21 protein-coding genes are annotated in these 18,645 nt (G+C 62.2%); 8 read left to right on the plus strand and 13 right to left on the minus strand.

What is annotated here, in order from left to right; translation table 11 throughout:
- Positions 1 to 50: 50 nt before the first annotated feature.
- Positions 51 to 977 (minus strand): NADP-dependent oxidoreductase, encoded by a 927-nt coding sequence (locus tag NKI18_RS04190; RefSeq protein ID WP_352615461.1) that lies wholly within the window; start codon positions 975 to 977, stop codon positions 51 to 53.
- Positions 978 to 1,070: 93 nt separating this feature from the next.
- Between NKI18_RS04190 and NKI18_RS04195 the strand changes: the two genes are divergently transcribed.
- Entirely contained in the window at positions 1,071 to 1,466 is a 396-nt protein-coding gene (locus tag NKI18_RS04195; RefSeq protein ID WP_352456414.1) for a winged helix-turn-helix transcriptional regulator, read from the plus strand.
- 62 nt (positions 1,467 to 1,528) lie between these two features.
- Here NKI18_RS04195 and NKI18_RS04200 read toward each other — a convergent pair whose 3' ends face one another.
- A complete protein-coding gene (locus NKI18_RS04200; protein ID WP_352615463.1) occupies positions 1,529 to 1,906 on the minus strand; it encodes a flagellar export protein FliJ in 378 nt (125 codons plus the stop codon).
- A gap of 451 nt (positions 1,907 to 2,357) precedes the next feature.
- Between NKI18_RS04200 and ctrA the strand changes: the two genes are divergently transcribed.
- Positions 2,358 to 3,053, plus strand: coding sequence for a response regulator transcription factor CtrA (gene ctrA, locus NKI18_RS04205; protein WP_006203583.1), 696 nt, complete (start codon positions 2,358 to 2,360; stop codon positions 3,051 to 3,053).
- Between the two features lie 104 nt (positions 3,054 to 3,157).
- On the opposite strand, the gene NKI18_RS04210 is transcribed toward ctrA, so the two are convergent.
- Positions 3,158 to 3,526: a response regulator gene (locus NKI18_RS04210; protein WP_352615465.1), complete on the minus strand. Its 369-nt coding sequence runs from the start codon at positions 3,524 to 3,526 to the stop codon at positions 3,158 to 3,160.
- A gap of 238 nt (positions 3,527 to 3,764) precedes the next feature.
- Positions 3,765 to 4,394, minus strand: a complete 630-nt coding sequence (gene chpT, locus NKI18_RS04215; RefSeq protein ID WP_023679558.1) for a histidine phosphotransferase ChpT — start codon at positions 4,392 to 4,394, stop codon at positions 3,765 to 3,767.
- A 340-nt stretch (positions 4,395 to 4,734) separates the two neighbouring features.
- Here chpT and NKI18_RS04220 point away from each other — a divergent pair, with 340 nt between their 5' ends.
- Together NKI18_RS04220 and NKI18_RS04225 are read left to right on the plus strand one after the other, a co-directional pair.
- Positions 4,735 to 5,316 carry a DUF1134 domain-containing protein gene (locus tag NKI18_RS04220; protein ID WP_023679557.1) on the plus strand — a complete coding sequence of 194 codons (582 nt, stop codon included), beginning with the start codon at positions 4,735 to 4,737 and terminating at the stop codon, positions 5,314 to 5,316.
- Between the two features lie 147 nt (positions 5,317 to 5,463).
- The gene (locus tag NKI18_RS04225) at positions 5,464 to 6,627 is read left to right on the plus strand and encodes a coiled-coil domain-containing protein (RefSeq protein ID WP_352615467.1); all 1,164 of its coding nucleotides are present in this window, start codon (positions 5,464 to 5,466) and stop codon (positions 6,625 to 6,627) included.
- A gap of 33 nt (positions 6,628 to 6,660) precedes the next feature.
- Here the strand turns inward: NKI18_RS04225 and NKI18_RS04230 are convergent, their stop codons facing one another.
- A complete protein-coding gene (locus NKI18_RS04230) occupies positions 6,661 to 7,458 on the minus strand; it encodes a TrmH family RNA methyltransferase (protein ID WP_352615469.1) in 798 nt (265 codons plus the stop codon).
- 312 nt (positions 7,459 to 7,770) lie between these two features.
- On the opposite strand from NKI18_RS04230, the gene NKI18_RS04235 reads away from it, so the two are divergent.
- Entirely contained in the window at positions 7,771 to 8,775 is a 1,005-nt protein-coding gene (locus NKI18_RS04235) for a L,D-transpeptidase (protein WP_352615471.1), read from the plus strand.
- A 72-nt stretch (positions 8,776 to 8,847) separates the two neighbouring features.
- On the opposite strand, the gene NKI18_RS04240 is transcribed toward NKI18_RS04235, so the two are convergent.
- The 4 genes from NKI18_RS04240 to NKI18_RS04255 all read right to left on the minus strand — a co-directional run bounded on the left by NKI18_RS04240 (position 8,848) and on the right by NKI18_RS04255 (position 11,517).
- The gene (locus tag NKI18_RS04240) at positions 8,848 to 9,186 is read right to left on the minus strand and encodes an ArsR/SmtB family transcription factor (RefSeq protein WP_023679553.1); all 339 of its coding nucleotides are present in this window, start codon (positions 9,184 to 9,186) and stop codon (positions 8,848 to 8,850) included.
- Between the two features lie 173 nt (positions 9,187 to 9,359).
- Positions 9,360 to 10,121 (minus strand): HugZ family pyridoxamine 5'-phosphate oxidase, encoded by a 762-nt coding sequence (locus NKI18_RS04245; protein WP_352615474.1) that lies wholly within the window; start codon positions 10,119 to 10,121, stop codon positions 9,360 to 9,362.
- 16 nt (positions 10,122 to 10,137) lie between these two features.
- A complete protein-coding gene (locus NKI18_RS04250; protein WP_352615476.1) occupies positions 10,138 to 10,899 on the minus strand; it encodes a 3-hydroxyacyl-CoA dehydrogenase in 762 nt (253 codons plus the stop codon).
- 63 nt (positions 10,900 to 10,962) lie between these two features.
- Positions 10,963 to 11,517, minus strand: coding sequence for a GNAT family N-acetyltransferase (locus tag NKI18_RS04255; RefSeq protein ID WP_352615478.1), 555 nt, complete (start codon positions 11,515 to 11,517; stop codon positions 10,963 to 10,965).
- A 282-nt stretch (positions 11,518 to 11,799) separates the two neighbouring features.
- Between NKI18_RS04255 and NKI18_RS04260 the strand changes: the two genes are divergently transcribed.
- Positions 11,800 to 12,789: a glutathione S-transferase family protein gene (locus NKI18_RS04260; protein ID WP_352615480.1), complete on the plus strand. Its 990-nt coding sequence runs from the start codon at positions 11,800 to 11,802 to the stop codon at positions 12,787 to 12,789.
- A gap of 119 nt (positions 12,790 to 12,908) precedes the next feature.
- Positions 12,909 to 13,058 (plus strand): hypothetical protein, encoded by a 150-nt coding sequence (locus NKI18_RS04265; protein ID WP_352615481.1) that lies wholly within the window; start codon positions 12,909 to 12,911, stop codon positions 13,056 to 13,058.
- A gap of 306 nt (positions 13,059 to 13,364) precedes the next feature.
- Here the strand turns inward: NKI18_RS04265 and NKI18_RS04270 are convergent, their stop codons facing one another.
- Positions 13,365 to 13,865 (minus strand): NUDIX domain-containing protein, encoded by a 501-nt coding sequence (locus tag NKI18_RS04270; protein WP_352615483.1) that lies wholly within the window; start codon positions 13,863 to 13,865, stop codon positions 13,365 to 13,367.
- Positions 13,866 to 13,918: 53 nt separating this feature from the next.
- Here NKI18_RS04270 and NKI18_RS04275 point away from each other — a divergent pair, with 53 nt between their 5' ends.
- On the plus strand, positions 13,919 to 14,863 hold the full coding sequence (locus NKI18_RS04275; RefSeq protein ID WP_352615484.1) for a metallophosphoesterase family protein: 945 nt from the start codon (positions 13,919 to 13,921) through the stop codon (positions 14,861 to 14,863).
- 76 nt (positions 14,864 to 14,939) lie between these two features.
- Here the strand turns inward: NKI18_RS04275 and NKI18_RS04280 are convergent, their stop codons facing one another.
- The 3 genes from NKI18_RS04280 to NKI18_RS04290 all read right to left on the minus strand — a co-directional run bounded on the left by NKI18_RS04280 (position 14,940) and on the right by NKI18_RS04290 (position 18,509).
- Positions 14,940 to 15,557, minus strand: a complete 618-nt coding sequence (locus tag NKI18_RS04280) for a hypothetical protein (protein WP_352456424.1) — start codon at positions 15,555 to 15,557, stop codon at positions 14,940 to 14,942.
- A gap of 134 nt (positions 15,558 to 15,691) precedes the next feature.
- Entirely contained in the window at positions 15,692 to 16,495 is an 804-nt protein-coding gene (locus tag NKI18_RS04285) for an alpha/beta fold hydrolase (protein ID WP_352456425.1), read from the minus strand.
- A 226-nt stretch (positions 16,496 to 16,721) separates the two neighbouring features.
- Positions 16,722 to 18,509, minus strand: coding sequence for a tetratricopeptide repeat protein (locus NKI18_RS04290; protein ID WP_352615487.1), 1,788 nt, complete (start codon positions 18,507 to 18,509; stop codon positions 16,722 to 16,724).
- Positions 18,510 to 18,645: the final 136 nt, after the last annotated feature.

An 18,645-nucleotide genomic window follows, 5' to 3' on the forward strand; every position in this document is an offset into this window, starting at 1 on the left:
AGGGCGCTGATCAGCGCCCTTACGTTTGCGAGGGGCGACGATCTGCAATTTCAGACCGTCAGCACCACCTTGCCGATCGGCCTGGTGGCGAGAAAGGCATGGGCGGCACCGGCCTGTTCGAGCGGAAACGCCTTTGCCACGTGGACGGCCAGCTTTTTCGCGTCGATCAATTTGCCGAGCTCCACCAGAGCGGCACGGTCGGGCACTACGGACATGCGCTCGACGCGGATGCCTCGCGTCCTGGCCTTTGCCTTGGTGGCATCGCTGACATCGAGCAGCGACACCAGAACGCCGCCGGCCGTGAGCACTTTCAGTGATTGCTCCGCATGCACGCCGCCGAACGGGTCCAGAACCAGATCAATGTCGCGGGCCTTCCCGGTGAAATCATCCCTTGTGTAGTCGATCACCTCGTCGGCGCCGAGCGAGCGGACGAAATCGAGCTTTTCCGGGCTGGCGGTCGCGACGACGTAAGCGTCGTGCGCCTTGGCGATCTGCACCGCCAGATGGCCGACGCCGCCGGCTCCGGCGTGGATCAGCACGCGCTTGCCAGAATCGAGCCGGCCATGGCGGACAAGGCCTTGCCAGGCCGTCAGGCCGGCCAGCGGCAGCGCGGCGGCTTGCGCGTGATCTATGCCTTCAGGTTTCGGCGCAAGCTCATCAGCCGGGACAGCGGCGAGTTCGGCGTAGGCTGCCGCCTGTTTGGGAAAGCGCGTCATGCCGAACACGGCATCGCCGACCTTGAGGCCGGAGACGCCGGAGCCCAGCGCCTCGACAACTCCCGAAACGTCCCAGCCAAGGACAAAAGGCGGCTCGCCGAGCAGCGGATAGTGGCCGCCGCGCACCGCACCATCGACCGGATTGATGCCGGCCGCCTCGATGCGGACCAGCACTTCGCCGGCCTCGGGTGATGGCGCGGGGCGATCGGCAATGACGAGGACGTCGGGTCCGCCGAAGGAATTCTGGATAATGGCACGCATGGAAGGCTCTCCTGCTGGTTTTGATGTACCACTATCATTTGGATAGTTACATTCTCTTGTCTAGTATGTACCTTTTTGATATATACGCACCTCATGGATAGTGAAGATGTTTCCCCTTTCGGCTATGACGCCTTTCGGCGGTCGTGCCCGTCACACGCCGTGCTCGAGACGCTCGCCAGCAAATGGGTCCACCTGGTGATCTGTGCGTTGCGCCGCGGCCGGCTTCGCAACGGCGAACTGGCGCGCAAGCTCGAAGGCGTCACGCCGAAAATGCTGACGCAGACGCTGCGCATCCTCGAACGCGACGGCCTTGTGCGGCGCGAAATCTTCCCGGTCATTCCACCGCGGGTCGAATACGAGCTGACCGAACTCGGCCAGAACCTGGCAGGACTGCTCGATCAGATCAGAGCCTGGTCGGAGCAGCATGTGCCCGACATCAAAAATGCGCGCGCACGGGCGGCGGAACAGCAAGAAGATCTGGATGCCTGAGGCGGGCACAGTTCGGTGCGCAGCAATAGCGCGCAAGCGCGACGCGAGTTAAAGTCTTGTTTTCAGCCGATCATGGCGCTGCGGCCGCCGGCTTCCGAGTCGCGCGCCTTGGTGTCGCGCGATTCCAGCATCTCGGCCTTGGAAAGCTCCGCTTCGGCTTCGCTCAGCAATGATTCGGCGACATTTCGCTGCTGGGCGAGGTCGCTTTGCGAATTCCTGAGGTTGTCGCGGCGCAGGCGTGCCGCCTTGGCGAAGGTCGGATAAGCAAAATGATTGATGTCGGTGATGCCGGCCTTCTTCTCTTCGGCGGCGATCTGAAGTTCCAGCTCGACGGCCATGCGCTCGAACTCGGCGATCATCATGTCGAGCTGCAGCAGCTGCCGCCGCTTCTCGCTCACCTGAAATTGCTTCAGCCGAACGAGGTTTTCACGTGACTTCATGATTCGGTACTCCCGGAAACGCACACCTGCACATATCGTCCAATTCACCCGGCAAGGCCCAGGCCTGACCCGTTTCCACCGGCTTTCCCCGAACTATGGGAAACAAACTCCTAAAGTTTTTTGCCGGCGGTAACCATTCGTTTACGGGCATTGTTAATCATACGGCTCAGGACTTAAGGGCGGGTAAAAATTCTGCTTCTCGTCGCGAAACCTGGCCAACGAGTCCGAAGAGTCATTTAGTCTGGCTTATTAATGTGCCGCATTAACGGTTTGGGTCTGTGATTCGTTATTGGATTCAACAAGGTGTAGAAAGGGGTTAAAAAATCTGATACCGTCACGGACGGGGAATTAGGTTTTATTAACCATTCGATGGCAGCCTCTGCTCAGGGCAATCACTGCTCCGGTCCTGGACGGGTCGTGAAATGGTCCGGCAGCAGAAAAGGGGAATGAAATGCGCGTTCTGCTGATAGAAGACGACAGTGCAACCGCACAAAGCATCGAGCTGATGCTGAAATCAGAAAGTTTCAATGTCTATACGACCGACCTTGGCGAAGAGGGCGTCGATCTAGGCAAGCTTTATGATTACGACATCATTCTCCTCGATCTCAACCTCCCCGACATGTCGGGCTACGAAGTTTTGAGAACACTTCGCCTTTCCAAGGTGAAGACGCCGATCCTCATCCTCTCCGGCATGGCCGGCATCGAGGACAAGGTGCGCGGCCTCGGCTTCGGAGCCGACGATTACATGACCAAGCCCTTCCACAAGGACGAACTGGTCGCCCGCATCCATGCCATCGTGCGGCGTTCCAAGGGCCATGCCCAGTCGGTCATCACCACCGGCGACCTGGTGGTCAATCTCGATGCCAAGACCGTTGAAGTCGGTGGCCAGCGCGTCCATCTGACCGGCAAGGAATATCAGATGCTGGAACTGCTCTCGCTGCGCAAGGGCACCACGCTGACCAAGGAAATGTTCCTCAACCATCTCTATGGCGGCATGGATGAGCCGGAGTTGAAGATCATCGATGTCTTCATCTGCAAGCTGCGCAAGAAGCTCGACGCCGCGTCGGGCGGGCAGAATTACATCGAGACCGTCTGGGGCCGCGGCTATGTGCTGCGTGAGCCTGAAGATATCCGGGTCAGCGCCTGAACTGAGGGCATGACCCCAAAGTGGGCGCCGTTTTTCGGAAAACAACGCAGTAAAACAATAAGATAGAGCTCATCCCGATTTCATCGAGATGGAACAGGCTCTGATCAGGCGGCAATCTTCAAGGCGCGGAAGCACTCGAGCAGTTGCGGCCGGTTGAACGGCTTCAGCAGGTAGCCCTGGGCGCCGGCGCGCTTTGCCCGCATGATCGCCCCGACGTCGACCTCGACCAGCGAAATCAAAACTTGCGGCACTACCGGGCTTTCCATGGCGCGCACGCGGCGGATGAGGTCCTGCGCCTGCATGTCCGGCAGGGCGCCGTCGACGACGATGATATCAGGCATGTCGACCGTGCACATCTCGATCGCCTCATAGCCGCTGGCGGCTTCGATCACCATCATGCCGGAACCGCCCAGGATACGCCTTGCAACCTTCCTGATGACGCTCGAATTGTCGACGAACATGCAGCGTTTCATTCCCGGACCCTCTTTGCCATGCGGCAAACCGACAGCGTCGTGGCATCTGCCGGGGAACATAGGCCGATCTGGTAAAGAAGCCGAAAAGCCGTTAGGTAAAATTTTCCTGAAGGTGTTTTAAGCGAAATCTTCTTTCGAAATGCTTCACGCAATTAATCTGCAAGCCGGTCTCACAGATGTTAAGACGACGCCGCAAATATGATTTGGAGAAAATACTTTCGCGGCTCTTAGCAGAACTTCAGACTGCAGAAAGGACGATCTCGTCGGCGGTCGCATGGATCGAAATCGTCATGTTGGCTTCGCGGGCCAGGAGCAGCGTGTAATAGGGCTGCACCGAATGCGCGTCGATCGGCTCTTCCGGCCTGTGGCCGGAATGCAATTCCAGGAATTTGGGCGGCACGCGCAGCATCGGGCCGCTCGCCGCGAGCGCAAAGCGCGGCTCGGTCTCGAGGTTCTCCAGCGTGACCACCAGCCTGCCGCCGCGCGGAATGGCGGCGTTAGCGACGAGGATGAGATTGAGCAGCAGCTTGACCTTGTTCTTGGGCAACAGTGCGCGGGTTCCGTTCCAGATCAGTTCCGGCTTCTCGTTCTTCAGGAAGGCGATGGCCACGGCCTCGGCGTCCCCGGTGTCGATCAGCATGCCGGCGGAACCGGCGGCGCCGAAGGCAATGCGGGCGAATTGCAGGCGGGCGGAGGCGTTTTTGGCGCTTTGGCGGATCAGCTTCATGGCGTCTTCGTCGGCGCCGCCTTCGTCGAGCAGCTCAAGCCCGTTGTTTATGGCGCCGACCGGCGAAATGATGTCGTGGCAGACCCGGCTGCACAGCAGCGCTGCCAGATCGGGTGCGGAAAGGGTGAAAAGCTCGGCCATCGGCAAAAATCCCTGCAAATTTCACAACACAATGACCGGGCGATCATGATCACGCCTGTCCACACGAATCACGCTCTCTCCCAAGCATTCTGAATACACAGCGCTTGTGCGTGCAGCAACAAATCCGAAATCATGATTGTCGAAAATGGCGTGTTCACGCAGCAGGGTGCTGCGCGGGCGATGTGAAAACAGCCTTCGAACCGCCATCTTCATGTGGGAGTTTAATGGTTGAAAAAGGATTACGGCATAGTTTGCCCCTAACAGTCATCCTTAACGGCCGCCAAAGAGCCGTACGGGTGCGAGGCGTCGGCGAAAGTGCTCCCTGACGGAGATTGGAAGCATGGTTTCCCGATTCTACGACCGGACTTTTTTCCGAGTCATCTCAATGACGATCGCGCTCATCGGCCTTGTCGCCTTTTCGGCATCGGCCGCGCGGGCGCAGGAATACACCGCGCAGGAGATCGTCGATTCCGGTCATAAATTCTTCGGCGCGACGTCGGGCGGGCTCGCCACCGTCGTCGAGAAGATTTTCGCCACCTATGGCCTGCCGAACGGCTATCTGCTCGGCGAAGAGGGGTCCGGGGCGCTGATCGGTGGCCTGACCTATGGCGAAGGCACGCTCTACACCAAGAATGCCGGCGACCACAAAGTGTTCTGGCAAGGCCCGTCGCTCGGCTGGGATTTCGGCGGCGAGGGCTCGCGCGTCATGATGCTGGTCTACAATCTCGACGATGTGAGCAGCCTCTATAATCGTTTTGGCGGCGTCGCCGGCTCCGCCTATGTCGTCGCCGGCGTCGGCTTCAACGTGCTGAAGAACAACAATGTGCTGCTCGTGCCGATCCGTACCGGCGTCGGCGCCCGTCTCGGTGTCAATCTCGGCTACCTCAAGCTCACCCAGCGCGCGACCTGGAATCCGTTCTGACCTGCATGATGGCGCCACTGCGATTGGAGCTGTGATCCCACGGTCTGAGCTTTGCCGCGGCATACTCTTGCCGTGGCGCCGGATTTCCGTCATGCGAAGATGGCAAAGTCGACCTTTGGCGGTTGCCATGCACAACGGATAGTCATCTTGGTCCAGTCGATCCTGTTCTTTGTCCTCGGCTTTCTCTGCGCGGGCTTTCTGGCGCTGATGATTGCTCCGGCCGTGTGGCGGCGGGCGGTGGCGCTGACGCGCAAGCGCGTCGAGGGCTCGATGCCGTTGACGCTGGCCGAGATTCAGGCGGACAAGGATCGCGTCCGCGCCGAGTTCGCCGTTTCGGTGCGCCGGCTTGAAATGACCGTCAAATCATTGCGCGAGAAGGCCGCCGAGCAGCTGGTCGAGATCGGCCGCGACCGCGAAGCCCTGAAGGAATTGGCGGCCGAGCGACAGGACAAGAACCGGGTCGTCGCCGATCTTACAGCCAGGGGCGAGGAGCTTCGCAAGCGCGATGAGCAGCTGCAGCAGCTGTCGGAACGGCTTGCGGAGACCGAGCGCGCCCTCGAAAAGCGCGGGCTCGAACTGCGGAAACTGGAGCACATGTATGACGACGCCAGTTTTTCATCCAGCAGCCGGCAGATCGAGCTGGTGGCGCGCGAGTCCGAGCTGCAGAAGCTGGCGAGCGACATTTCGCTGCTGCGCGGCCAGCGCAAGGAGGCGGACAGGCGCAGCCAGGAATTGGCAGCCGAAAGCAAGGTTTTGCGGGACGCGCTGAAGGCCGAGAAGAAAAGAACCGGCGACCTGGAAAAGAAGGTCGAACGCCTGCTCGCCTCGCTGGCCGATCGCGAGGACAGGCTGGAGCGCCGCGAGAAGGAACTGGTGCGCCTTCGCGAAAAGCCGAAAGGCGCTGAAAGGACGCTTGCGGCGGGTCTTGCCGGCGTGCCAGGCAGTCAGGTCAATGTGGCCGCCAACGGCGCCATCGAACAGACAACCGCCAAGCTCGATGCCGACCGCGAGCGGCTGGAGGCCAGGCTGACGTCGCTGGCACGCGAAAACAGGCGGCTGAAGACAGATCTTGCTGCCGTCGAAACATCGAAATCGCGGACCGGAGACGATACCGGCAGCGCCAGCGCCGCATTGCGCGAAGAGATGAACGATCTGGCGGCGCAAGTCGTGGCCTTGACGGCAAAGCTCGACGGGCCGGATTCACCGATCGCCCGGGCGCTTGCCGCGCCTGAGGATACGCGGCAGGGGAGCGGCGGACGCAGCCTTGCCGATCGGGTGCGGGCGCTGCAGAAGGCCGCTTCGACCGACTGAGATGCCGCCACTTGGCCGCAAAATGCCCGACTCTCAAATTCCGGAAAAATGATGAAGTGCGATGGCTGACGCGGCGGCGACGTTCAGGCTGTCGAAACCTTGCGCCATACCGATCCGCAGCGTCTGCAGGCGGGCAAGCAGGCTTTCCGGCAGGCCTTCGCCCTCAGTGCCGAGATAGAGCGCCAGCCGTTCGTTTGTCTTGGCATCGCGAATGTCGGTCTGCCCGCGCGGCGACAAGGCGAATTGGCTGAAGCCCTGCCGGTCGAGCATGGCGGTGCAGGCGGCGGCGTCGGCAAAGGAGGCGAAGGGGACTTTCAAGGCCGCGCCCACCGAGACGCGGATTGCCTTGCGGTACAGCGGATCGCAGCAGGTCGGATCGAGAAGCACAGCATCCGCGCCGAAGGCGGCGGCATTGCGGAAGATCGAGCCGATATTGTCATGATTGGCGATGCCGACCAGCACCAAGATCAGCGCGCGGGCGGGCAGTGCGCCGAGCAAAGCTTCAGCGGAGACGGCCGCGCCCTTGCGGCCGATCGCCAATATGCCGCGATGCATGTGGAATCCGGCAATCCTGTCCATGATTTCGCCGGATGCGACATAGATCGGAAGCCCGGCAGGCGCCTTGCGCAGGACGTCATCAAGGCCGGCCAGCCGGTTCTCGAGCACCAGCACCGATTCTGCCTCGAAGCGACGGGCGGCGAGCAGCGTGTCGAGCACCACCTTGCCTTCGGCGACGAAACGGCCTTGCCGGCCGGCAAGATCGCGTTCCCGGATGTCGAGATAGGCGGCGACGCGGGGATCGTGCGGGTCGTCTATGCGGATCGGGTTCATGGCTTCCTCGGCGGACCCTGGCGTCGGCCGCGAATCGGGATTCGGTTTCGGAAGGCACGATGCCGGATCCGAAGGAGTTCAGACCGTATCTCAGCGTCCAAATGGATGCACGCCGTTCTAACGATCAAATCCATCTAGGCGCCGGGCGGAGACGCCCTGCCTGGCCTCCTGGCGGCACGGCGATATTTGATTTCCGCGGCACGGCTCTTCGGCCAAGCCGCTTCAATGCAGAATTTCGATGGGCGAAGGAACCACACAGGGCCATGCCGCGTCATAGAGGCGGGCTCCTGCTGCGGTCCTGGGAGGACATCGATGATCAGGCTCCTCCTCGTCTTTGCCGCCACGCTTGCCCTCGCATGCGGCGTGGCTCGCGCGGCCAAGCTCGATCCGGCCACCGTCAATCAGGCCCAATTCACCCTCGGCGAACCGAAGGGTGTCGATCCGATGCTGCTGAAGGCGCAGATCCTTCTGGATCGCGCCCGCTTCTCGCCGGGCCTCATCGACGGTCGCCTTTCCCAGAACTTTGCCAAAGCCGTCGCCGCGTTTCAGGCGGCAAACGGACTTCCGCCCGATGGCAAGCTCAGTCCACAAACCTGGAGCAAACTCATCGCAACCTCCGCCAAGCCGGTGCTGGTGACCTATGAGGTGATGCGCAAGGATGTGCGTGGACCGTTCACCCGGCGTATTCCCGCCCGCTTGGAGAGGATGGCCCGCTTGCGGCGGCTCGGCTACCGCAATGCGGTGGAGAGGTTAGCTGAGCGCTTCCACGTCAGCGAACAGTTGCTGCGAATGCTCAATCCGGGCACCAGCCTCAGGAAACCAGGCAGGACGTTGGTGGTGCCTGATGTCAGCAGGGGCGACCCTCCCGCGGGCGTTGCCGCCATCGAGGTCGACAAGGGCGCCCGCCTGGTGCGTGTGCTCGACCGTGCCGGCAAATGGCTGGCGGTCTACCCCGCCTCGATTGGGAGCGACGAGAAGCCGGCGCCAAGCGGCATGGCGGAGGTCAGGCGCGTGGTGCACAACCCTACCTATCACTACGATCCGGACTTCGCTTTCAAGGGGGTCAAGACCAAGCGGCCCTTCACCATCGCTGCCGGGCCGAACAATCCCGTGGGATCGATCTGGATAGATCTCTCAATCGAAAGCTATGGCATCCACGGCGCGCCCGAACCGGGCAAGATCGGCACCACCTTTTCGCATGGCTGCATCCGGTTGACCAATTGGGATGCCGAAGACCTTGCCTCGATGGTGCAGCCGGGCACGAAGGTCGAGTTCAAGGACGAGATTGCGCAGGCCGCCGACGAGCGCGTTCAGTAGCAAGGCTGACTTGGCAGCAAGGCGGACTTGGCAGCAAAGCGGATTTGGCGGGGCGTTCTCCGCCTCGGCCGCTCAGGTCCCGGCGCGACGCAGCCGGTGAGCCATCTGCGACAGTTCACCTTCGCCGAAAATGCCGTCCAGCATGTGCAGCAATTCGCGCACCGCCGCGGACTTGCAGGAATAATAGATCATTTGCCGGTCGCGGCGGGTCTCGACAAGGTCGGAAGCCCTGAGCTTGGCCAGATGCTGTGACAGGGCGGATTGGCTGAGCGACACCTTCTCGGCTATGGCGCCGACCGACATCTCGCCCTCGGCCAGATAGCTCATGATCAACAAACGTTTTTCGTTGCCCATCAGCGTCAGAAACGCAGCCGCGGTTCCGGCGTTGGCGACTAGTTTGTTCGAGACCATAGATCCCCCATGCCTTCTTGCTCATCCGCCGCTATGGGGGCAATAGCGTCGGATTCCATAGACTTTCCCTATAGATGCACGCCAGCGATTCAGCGTCACTCGCAAAGGTAGAACATTTCGCTCAAATCTCAAGGCTTGCTTTCCATGCAAGCCGATTAACCGTGCGGCTGTGATTATTTTGCCGATCGGGCAGCCTTGGCCATGTCGACCAGGACAGGCCTGAGGTCGCGCGCCGCTCTCAGCGGCTCGGGGAAGAAAACCCGACAGACATTGTCGCCCGATATGAGATCCATCCCGTCGGCGTCGAACCCGGTGACGATCCAGCCGTCGCTCTCGGCCCCGCCGAAATGACTTGCGTAGAGGGCAATCGCATCGAGATGGTCGGCGTTCATGTGGTCGAGCGCCGATTGCTCCCCGGCGGCAAGCTCTTCGACGATCGCTCCCGTCGCGACCAGATCGGTGCGGTCGAGCAGATAGGCCTTGCCGAAGCCGCCGTTCAGGCTGGCGCGCTCCGGTTCGAGCCGGAAGATCGAGAAGTCGCCGAGCCCGGCATAGAGTTTTGCCTTGGGGTTGCGGTTGAGGTAGCGCCGCTCGGCGCGGGCGTGTTCGTTCGATCCGCGTTCAAGCCGCACGGCGCGGCAGACGAGCATCAATCGCGGATGCGCCAGCGGATCGCCCTTGCCGGGTTCGCCGGCGAGCAACGAGCAGCGCGGGTCGGCAAGGATGGCGCCGGTATGGGCGGACAGCATCGATACCAGGATCAATGGCGTGCCGTCGATGTCTGTGGCGACGCCGACCCGGCTGGCCAGCGGCGAACCGGTTCCTGGTTCGAGCACTGCCAACGCGCCGAAACGGGCGCTGCGGATCAGCGTCTTTGCCAGCCTGATCGCCTCGGTATCGGTCGCGCGGATCACGTCTTTCCTGGGTTCGTCCAAGGCATCACCGTCGCATTTATTTCGGCGCCATGCGGATGGCGCCGTCGAGGCGAATGGTCTCGCCGTTGAGCATCTGGTTCTCGATGATGTGCAAGGCAAGTGCCGCGTATTCCGAAGGCTCGCCCAAACGGGAAGGGAAGGGCACAGCGGCGCCGAGCGAATCCTGCACCTCCTGCGGCATGCCGGCCATCATGGGCGTCCTGAAGATGCCGGGTGCGATGGTGCAGACGCGGATGCCGGAGCGGGCGAGATCGCGCGCCACCGGCAGCGTCATGCCGACGACGCCGGCCTTGGACGCGGAATAGGCGGCCTGGCCGATCTGGCCGTCATAGGCTGCGACCGATGCGGTGTTGATAATGACGCCTCGCTCGCCGCCCTGCAGCGGCTCGAGCCTGGCGATCCGGTCGGCGACCAGGCGGATCATGTTGAAGGTGCCGATCAGATTGACCTCGATCACCTTGCGGTATTGATCGAGCGGATGCGGTCCGTCCTTGCCGATCGTCTTCATGCCGACAACGATGCCGGCGCAATTGACCAGGATGCGCGGTGCGCCGAGCGTCTCTGCCGCTTCCGCGACTGCGGCGGCACCGCTCTCGGCGTCGCTCACATCACATCGGACGGCGATGCCGCCGATGTCAGCCGCCACCTTGGCCGCACGCTCGATACCGAGATCGAGGACGGCAACCCTGGCGCCGCCGGCGGCAAGAGCGCGCGCCGTCGCCTCGCCAAGGCCGGAGCCGCCACCGGTGACGATCGCAATCTGGCCGTTCGGGTTCATCTCGACGTCCTCCTCCGTGCCCAGACTATGCCGCCAAGCCACCGTGCGACAGCACCGGCACGGTCATGCCATCGCGGCGATGTGCGCGGCAATCCTTGCCTGGTCGGCGTGGCAAACCTCGCCCGCCAGCCTCGCCACCGCGCCCGGCACGATCTCGTGCGCCAAAAGCCGGTCGGGGTCGACCGGACGCGGCATCGAGATCTGCCCGCGCGGCAGCCTCCTGAAGCCGAGCGGGCCGTAGTAGGGTTCGTCGCCGACCAGCATCACCGCCGGTGCGCCGGCCTTGGCGGCGGCTTCCAGCGCGATTGCCACCAGCCAGCGGCCGATGCCGAGATTTTTGAAGGCCGGCCGCACGGCGAGCGGCCCGAGCATCAGCGCGCGGCCGGCACCGGCGGCGATGCGCGTCATCCGTACCGAGGCGACGACGATTGCGCCGTCGACGGCCACGAATGACAAAGCGCGTTCGTGCGGGCCAGCTTGGCGGATCTTGTAGGCGGCGAGCACGAAACGGCCCGGCCCGAAGGCCTCGTCATTGATGGCTTCGATTTCAGGATCGTGCGCCGGAGTTTCCGGCAGGTATTTCACGTCGGCCAGGTATTTCAAGTCGGCAAGGCTCATGGTCTTTGCGTTCCGGTATGCGAGGAAAGGTTTGCTGCAAGCGGCAGCATTCGCCAGTCAGCGCTTCATCAAGCGCGGGCGCTCTTTCGTCGTCGGTCGAACCGGATCACGGCAAAGTCGAACATGCGGATTGTCCGCTAGCACCAATTTTCAGCCGCCGCAATCGGCCGGCGCACCCGACACGCACTCGACGACGCAGCCGTTGACGATCTGTTCAGCGTCGGGGATTTCCGCGGCGCCGCTTGGTGCCCTACATCGGGTAGGAACGCGAAAGGATATTGCATGGGATTGCTGGTCGAAGGCCAATGGCAGGACCGCTGGTACGATACCGGGGAGAGCGGCGGCAAATTCGTGCGGGCGCAGTCGCAGTGGCGCGACTGGGTGACCCGCGACGGCACGCCGGCCGAAGGGCGAAAACGCGGCTTCAAGGCCGAGCCCGGCCGCTATCACCTCTATGTCTCGCTCGCCTGCCCGTGGGCGCATCGGACGCAGATCTTTCGCGTGCTCAAAAAACTCGAGGACGTGATTTCCGTCTCGGTCGTCCATCATTTCATGGGCGCCGACGGCTGGACGTTCCTGGCTGAGGACGACGCCACCGGCGACACGCTCTACGGTCTCGATTTCCTGCACCAGATCTACACCAGGGCCGATCCCGGCTATTCGGGCCGGGTCACCGTTCCCGTGCTGTGGGACAAACGCGAGCAGACCATCGTTTCCAACGAATCCGCCGAGATTGTCCGCATGCTCAATTCGGCGTTCGACGAATGGGGCGATGCCAGGCTCGATTTCTATCCGCAACCGTTGCGCGGTGAGATCGATGCGGTCAACGCGCTGGTCTATCCCGCGGTCAACAACGGCGTTTACCGTGCCGGCTTCGCCACCACGCAGGCGGCCTACGAGGAGGCGTTCGGCGAATTGTTCTCGACGCTCGACATGCTGGAGGACCGTCTGTCAAGGCAGCGCTATCTCGTCGGCGGCCGCATCACCGAGGCGGACTGGCGGCTGTTCACGACACTGGTCCGCTTCGACCCGGTCTATGTCGGCCATTTCAAGTGCAATCTGCGCCGCATCGCCGACTATCCGAACCTGTCGAATTACCTGCGCGATCTCTACCAGGTGCCGGGCGTCGCCGGCACGGTGAATTTGCACCACATCAAGTCGCACTATTACGGCAGCCACGAGACCATCAACCCGACACGCATCGTGCCGGTCGGGCCAGAGCTCGACTATTCCGCGCCGCACGACCGCGCGCGATTTAGGAAGGCTGCGTGAGACCGGCGACCTAGCGGAAGGTTTCGGAGTCCATCTTTGCCCTTCTAACGAGTTCAGCTTTCAATATGGTATTTCCAAATCGATTGGAGTAGCCGAGCGACGTTGCAAGGAACGCAACGATGCCGCTGATCATGACGATCAGGACCGACATCTGGGGCGGGATTGCGCGCAACAATCCCGACGGCAGAAGCACAGCCATTCCCAAAATCATTTCTATCAGGGTTGAGAAGCCGACCATTTTCCAGAATTCAGTGCGAGTAAAAAGCTGAGCATGTCGCTTTATAAAAACGAAATATGTCACGAATGCCGCAACTAATTGTATTGCGAATTGGATGAATCTTCCAACTTTTGCTAACATATATGGATCTATCGCAAGAACTATTGTCGAAATTAAGGCTATAACAGAAAATGTTATCACATAAATTCCCGTGTAAAGTGATACATAGAGCGCGATTCTAAATCTATCGTTTTGGCTGTGTTGCATTTTTTCTCGCCATCGCTCAGCATTTATCTCTCTGAGAACAATGGATGCTGCCGGTCTATACCGACGCAGCCAAAGCTGTTGAAGAGATGATCTACCAGTAAGGCGATGCCGAATTCCCCTCAAAAACTTCGGCAATCCGCCGCAGCGTCGCCGGTGTCGTGCCTTCTGGCAAGCGGTCGAGCGGGAAGAAGCCGGCTTCGGCGATCTCGCGGTCGGGCAGCTTGGGTGCTGGCTGGTCGAACTCCTCGACCAGATAGAGGCCGACATGGTCGCGTCGGCTGGCGCGGCGGTTGAAATGCAGGGATTTCAGCACCGGCGGTCCGGTCAGCGCGATGTTGCCTTCCTCGAACAGTTCGCGCGTCAGCGCCTCGATCATTGTCTCGCCCAACTCGACGCCACCGCCGGGCAGGTGCCAGCCCGGGACATAGGTGTGGCGGATGAGGAAGACGGAATTGGAGCGGCGGTCGTGGATCAAGCCGCGCACGCCGAGCGTCATCGGCCGCCGCAGTACGAAGTACAGGTGAAACAGCCTTGCCCTGAAGCCCGGCCAGCCGGTCTGACGCAGGGCTTGCTCCGGATCCGGCGTCGTCATTGTCCGCGAAACCGTGAGTGGAAAGCTGCGCGCGCCTCGCCTATGAAGAAAAGATGTTCAGGCTCGCGCATATTTCCGATGTCCATCTGGGGCCGCTTCCCGATGTAACCTATCGCGATCTCGCCTCCAAGCGCGTGGTCGGTTACGTCAATTGGCAGCGCAACCGCCGCCGCTACATGCACGATGCCGTCATCGACACGATCGTCGCCGACATGAAGGCCAGCGGGCCGGACCATCTCGCCATCACCGGTGATCTTGTCAATCTGGCGCTCGACGGTGAGATCGAGATGACCAAGCACTGGCTTGAGACGCTGGGCTCGCCCAATGACGTGTCGGTCGTGCCGGGAAACCATGATGCCTATGTGCCGGGCGCCTTCGACAAGACCTGCCGGTCCTGGGCGGCGTGGATGACCGGCGACGGCGTCAATACGCCGGTCGACCGCAACACCTTTCCCTATTTGCGCGTACGCGGCAATGTTGCGCTGGTCGGCGTCACGACGGCGCGCGCCACGGCTCCATTCATGGCCAACGGCTTCTTTCTGGAGGGCCAGGCGGAACGGCTGCGCGACATGCTCGACGCCACAGGCAAGCGCGGCCTGTTCCGGGTGATCATGATCCACCACCCGCCGGTGCGCGGCGCCGTTTCGCAGAACAAGCGGCTGTTCGGCATCTCCCGCTTCCACAAGGTTCTTCACCGGCACGGCGCCGAGCTTGTGCTGCACGGCCATTCGCATGTGCCGTCGCTCTTCTTCATCGGCGCCCGCAAGGCCAAAATCCCGGTGGTCGGGGTCGCCGCCGCCGGGCAAGCGCCCGGCAGTTCGCATGCGCCGGCGCAATACAATCTGCTCGACATCGACGGTGAAAAGGACAAGTGGCGGATCAGGCTGACGCGCCGCGGCCTGACCGGGCCGGCATTGCCGCCCAGCGACCTGCAGACAATGGAGCTTGGCGTCGAAGCCGAGGCGTCGATGGCTAGAGCAATTCCAGGAAAAGTGTGAAACGGTTTTCCGTCCGGAATTGCGTCAAAACAAAGAGATAGTGCGGTTCAGCGTTTCCGTGAAACGCTGAACCGCTCTAGAAGCTGATTTTCATTGCAACGATGCGGTCCCAGAACAACACGAGCGAAATCGCTAGGCCGACCAGGGCGCCGGCGGCGATCAGGCCGAGGCCCGAGAAGAACGCCGACCAGCCGTTGCTGCGTGCAGGGACATGCAGCGGCGGCTCGGCCTCCGCCACCAGGGCGCGTTTCAGGCCGGCGACGGCTTGCTCGATGCCGCCTTCCATCATCCTCTGGCGTTCGACGACGCGCTCGGCGACATAGCGCGTCACCTGATCGGCAACGACCTTCATCTCGGTCGACTCGGCGAGCACGACGCGGCCGATGCGCGTGTCCTTGAGAAAGCGATAGGTGCGGCGGTCGCGTCCCATGGCGACATGGCTGATCGCGTCGATCCACAGCCGTGGCTGCAGGCCGGACGAGACGGCGAAGTCGAAACTGTCCATGTCGGTGGGTACGTCGCCGAAGACCGGCGCGAGTTCGGCGGCAAGCAGATCGAGCCGCATGCGATGCGCTTCGCGCATCTCGACGACGACGTCGTCGCGGTCGGCGAAGGCGTTCTTGACGTCGCGAATGGCATCGGACAGTTTTCGCGACTGATCGATCTGGGTGATGTTCTCGCCTGCGTCCTTCATCGGCGTTGCCTCGCGGGGTTTGGTTAACACCGAATTAACACAGCCGCCGGCAAATTGCACTTGCGAGATCGATGAGCGGGCAAGGGTTCGCTGGATGAGCACCAGCGCCGCCGCCGTGCCTGCGCGAAGACCGATCAGCTCGCCGCAGCGGCGAATCCCCGACGAAGCCGCCTGCTGCGGCGTCGCATATTGCGACGGACGGCCTCGACGACCAGGCCGGGCGCTTCCTCGACCAGCATATGGCCGGCTTCCAGCACGTGGTGCAGATGAAAATGCTTCGGCACGCCGTCCGCCTGGCTGACGGGCAGCACCGCGTCGTCGGTTCCCCAAACCACCATGACCGGCATGTTTAGCGTTTCCAGCCGTTCGCGCTGAATGACGCCTTGCCGATCATCCCTGGTCATGGCGGCTGCGAACTCGACAAGTGTCCGCGACTGGCCGGGACGCCGGCGCATCTCGTTGACGAGATCGACCCTGTGCTGCAAGGGCCGGCTTTGCGGTCCCGACATGGCGGTAAGACAGGCGCGGATTTCATCCGTGCCGGCAGCGGCGGCGTAGCGACGCAGCAGCGGACCATTGATCTCAGGACCAAAACCGCCCGGCGACAGCAGCGTCAGCGAGGCCATCTTTTCCGGCTCGCTCAATGCCATCAGGGCGGCCACGGCGCCGCCCATCGAATGACCGACGAGATGAGCCCGCTTTATCCCGCGAGCGGAAAGATCGGCAAGGACGGCACTGGCTGCAATCCTGGCCGGACCGCCGCCAGGAAAATCGAGCGACAGCCCATGTCCCGGCAGATCATAGGCCAGGGTCCGCGCGCCGGGCGCCAGAGACTCGGCCACATCGCGCCAGTCGTCGTGGCAGCCACCGAAACCATGCAGGAAGGCAATCGTTGTCGGGCCGGTGCCCCGTTCGGCAGCGTAAAGGGATGGGGTCATGCAAACTTTATGGCTTGGTGCCGGGATCAGTCAGGATGCCGGGGGCGGTCTTATGCGGATCAGTCTTGCGGGAGGTCAGACTTATGCGGAGATCAGTCTTATGCGGGATCAGACCTATGTGGGATCAGATTGGCCGGTTCAAATTGTGTCTGAATTGCGCTTTGGCCGTCCGGATGGCCAGTAAAATCTTCGCGATCACCTGACGTCGTGCACGCGCCGGGAGACGTCAGCTGGCGCCGCCAAGGCCGGCGGCGCGCAGGGCTTCCACCAGCCGGTTGGTCAGATCGGCGGGATATCTTCGTTCGACGAAAGTTGCGCGCGGATCGGCTGCGAATTTCGGGAATTTGGCGGTCAGTTCCTGCAGCAGCCTGCTCGCCAGCTTCTCGCGGCCGGCAGCCTTGGCGCCGATCAGCCGCGCCGCCAGATAATGCGATTTCATTTCCGTCGTTCGCAAGCCGTCGCTGGCGAGCGTGGCCTTGTTCATGTCGCCCATCATGAACTCTCCGGCGAACAGCCCGTAATCCCACCATGTCGGATGGGCGCTCGCGATGTCCACCGCGTGAGCAAGGATCGGGGCGCCCTCGCTGTACCTGCCGGCGAAAACCAGCCCGTAGCCATAGGCGGCGGCCATTGCGAGATCGTAGGGATTGAGCTCATAGGCCTTGCGCATCCAGCGGATCGATTCCGCGGAATCGCCCATGCGCGAATTGAGATAACCAAGGGCGCGGTGCGCGTAGGGGCTGGTCGGGCCCATCTGGATGGCGCGATGGGCAAACGTCATGGCTTTGTCGATCGTCGCGTCGGCGGGGTAGGGATAGTGGTCGGTGACCGCTTCGAGATGCAAGGAAGCGAGTTCCGAATAGACGAGCGACGACTTCGCCTCCCGGTTGGCAAGATCTTCGAGGCAGCGGTAAGCGGCTTCGTGCGTCTGGGCGTTCTGGTCGAGATAATATTTGCCGTTGAGCACCAGACACGCCGTCAGCCCGGTCTGGATGCCGCTCTGCTCGATGTAGTTGTAGATCGTGCCCGAGGCGGGAAGAGCCGAGCTCAAAATGCCGGAGATCTGGTCCTCGATGGCGGTGTTCGCGCTGTCGCCGGCGGTCAGGTTGCGCGACAGCAGCACGCGGCCGGTCGCCACGCTTTGCAGCTCGAGCATGATGTCGCCGCTACGCGGCCCGGGCAGGACATCGAATACGAAGCTGGCGGCGTCGGTCACTGGATCGGGCGGGCTGTCGGCATCACGGCCGATGAAATTGATGGTATCGAAGCCGCTGAGGCCGGCGCGCAGCGATGCGGCGACACGGCGAGCCAGGTCGCTGTCGGCCTTGATGGCGATGTAGACCTGGGGGAGGTTTTCAACCGGAGGCGCTGCAATGCTGCCGGTAGCCACCGCGGTCTCGACCGCCGTGTCGCCGCCGGTCAGCAACACCACGCTACCCTGGCGAAGGATCAGCACACCCAGCATGAGAATGACCAGCGCGATCGCCAGCCAGAAGAACTGCAAATGCCGCTGCAGCGAAGGAGCAGCAGGGGCGACGGCTGGAACGCTCAGCAATGCAGCCGGATGTGCCCGGTTGCGGGCATCTTCCGGCGATCCGGGCGGGGCGGTCGCCGCCTCCTCTGTCGCCGGCTGCGGCTTGTTCTCTGCCTCAGCCTCTGCCGGCAAGCGAATGGCGTTGAGTTCGTAGGACGGAACATAGCCGCCGCGCGGAATGGCGATGCGGACCGGTTCGGCAACGCCCTCATTGGCGAAATACTGCTGCAGAAGCTCGCGCAGCCTGCCGGCCTGCACCCGCACCACCGCATCGGTCGACGGATCGAAATCGCCGTCCTTGCCGAAGACGTCCATCGCTATGGAGAAGCCCTTGAGCCTGTCGGCTTCGCCTGCCTGCTCGCGCTCGACCAGGTAGCGGAGCAGCTTGCGCGCGCGCTCGGATCGTCCGAACGTTTCGCTGGCAAGCAATCGCTCCAACGTTTCGCGCACTGCGGGGGCGGCAGGCGTGGTATGCTGCAAGTGTCGATCCCTTCGAATTCGGCACAGGTTGAGGTACAATCATATCGCGCTGGCGGCGCCTTACAAGCATGTGCTTATGGTGCGATAGCGTACCCACCGGATAAATTCCGGTGGGCCGATGGCGGGAGCCTGACCG

The organism is Mesorhizobium sp. M0800, from assembly GCF_040320095.1.
In the GTDB taxonomy this organism is placed as follows: domain Bacteria; phylum Pseudomonadota; class Alphaproteobacteria; order Rhizobiales; family Rhizobiaceae; genus Mesorhizobium.

Excerpts from the sequence above, each read along its gene's own strand:
- NKI18_RS04190 (WP_352615461.1), bottom strand. The coding sequence starts at position 977 with ATGCGTGCCATTATCCAGAATTCCTTCGGCGGACCCGACGTCCTCGTC.
- NKI18_RS04195 (WP_352456414.1), top strand. The coding sequence starts at position 1,071 with ATGGATAGTGAAGATGTTTCCCCTTTCGGCTATGACGCCTTTCGGCGG.
- NKI18_RS04200 (WP_352615463.1), bottom strand. The coding sequence starts at position 1,906 with ATGAAGTCACGTGAAAACCTCGTTCGGCTGAAGCAATTTCAGGTGAGC.
- ctrA (WP_006203583.1), top strand. The coding sequence starts at position 2,358 with ATGCGCGTTCTGCTGATAGAAGACGACAGTGCAACCGCACAAAGCATC.
- NKI18_RS04210 (WP_352615465.1), bottom strand. The coding sequence starts at position 3,526 with ATGAAACGCTGCATGTTCGTCGACAATTCGAGCGTCATCAGGAAGGTT.
- chpT (WP_023679558.1), bottom strand. The coding sequence starts at position 4,394 with ATGGCCGAGCTTTTCACCCTTTCCGCACCCGATCTGGCAGCGCTGCTG.
- NKI18_RS04220 (WP_023679557.1), top strand. The coding sequence starts at position 4,735 with ATGGTTTCCCGATTCTACGACCGGACTTTTTTCCGAGTCATCTCAATG.
- NKI18_RS04230 (WP_352615469.1), bottom strand. The coding sequence starts at position 7,458 with ATGAACCCGATCCGCATAGACGACCCGCACGATCCCCGCGTCGCCGCC.
- NKI18_RS04235 (WP_352615471.1), top strand. The coding sequence starts at position 7,771 with ATGATCAGGCTCCTCCTCGTCTTTGCCGCCACGCTTGCCCTCGCATGC.
- NKI18_RS04240 (WP_023679553.1), bottom strand. The coding sequence starts at position 9,186 with ATGGTCTCGAACAAACTAGTCGCCAACGCCGGAACCGCGGCTGCGTTT.
- NKI18_RS04250 (WP_352615476.1), bottom strand. The coding sequence starts at position 10,899 with ATGAACCCGAACGGCCAGATTGCGATCGTCACCGGTGGCGGCTCCGGC.
- NKI18_RS04255 (WP_352615478.1), bottom strand. The coding sequence starts at position 11,517 with ATGAGCCTTGCCGACTTGAAATACCTGGCCGACGTGAAATACCTGCCG.
- NKI18_RS04260 (WP_352615480.1), top strand. The coding sequence starts at position 11,800 with ATGGGATTGCTGGTCGAAGGCCAATGGCAGGACCGCTGGTACGATACC.
- NKI18_RS04265 (WP_352615481.1), top strand. The coding sequence starts at position 12,909 with ATGCCGCTGATCATGACGATCAGGACCGACATCTGGGGCGGGATTGCG.
- NKI18_RS04270 (WP_352615483.1), bottom strand. The coding sequence starts at position 13,865 with ATGACGACGCCGGATCCGGAGCAAGCCCTGCGTCAGACCGGCTGGCCG.
- NKI18_RS04275 (WP_352615484.1), top strand. The coding sequence starts at position 13,919 with ATGTTCAGGCTCGCGCATATTTCCGATGTCCATCTGGGGCCGCTTCCC.
- NKI18_RS04280 (WP_352456424.1), bottom strand. The coding sequence starts at position 15,557 with ATGAAGGACGCAGGCGAGAACATCACCCAGATCGATCAGTCGCGAAAA.
- NKI18_RS04285 (WP_352456425.1), bottom strand. The coding sequence starts at position 16,495 with ATGACCCCATCCCTTTACGCTGCCGAACGGGGCACCGGCCCGACAACG.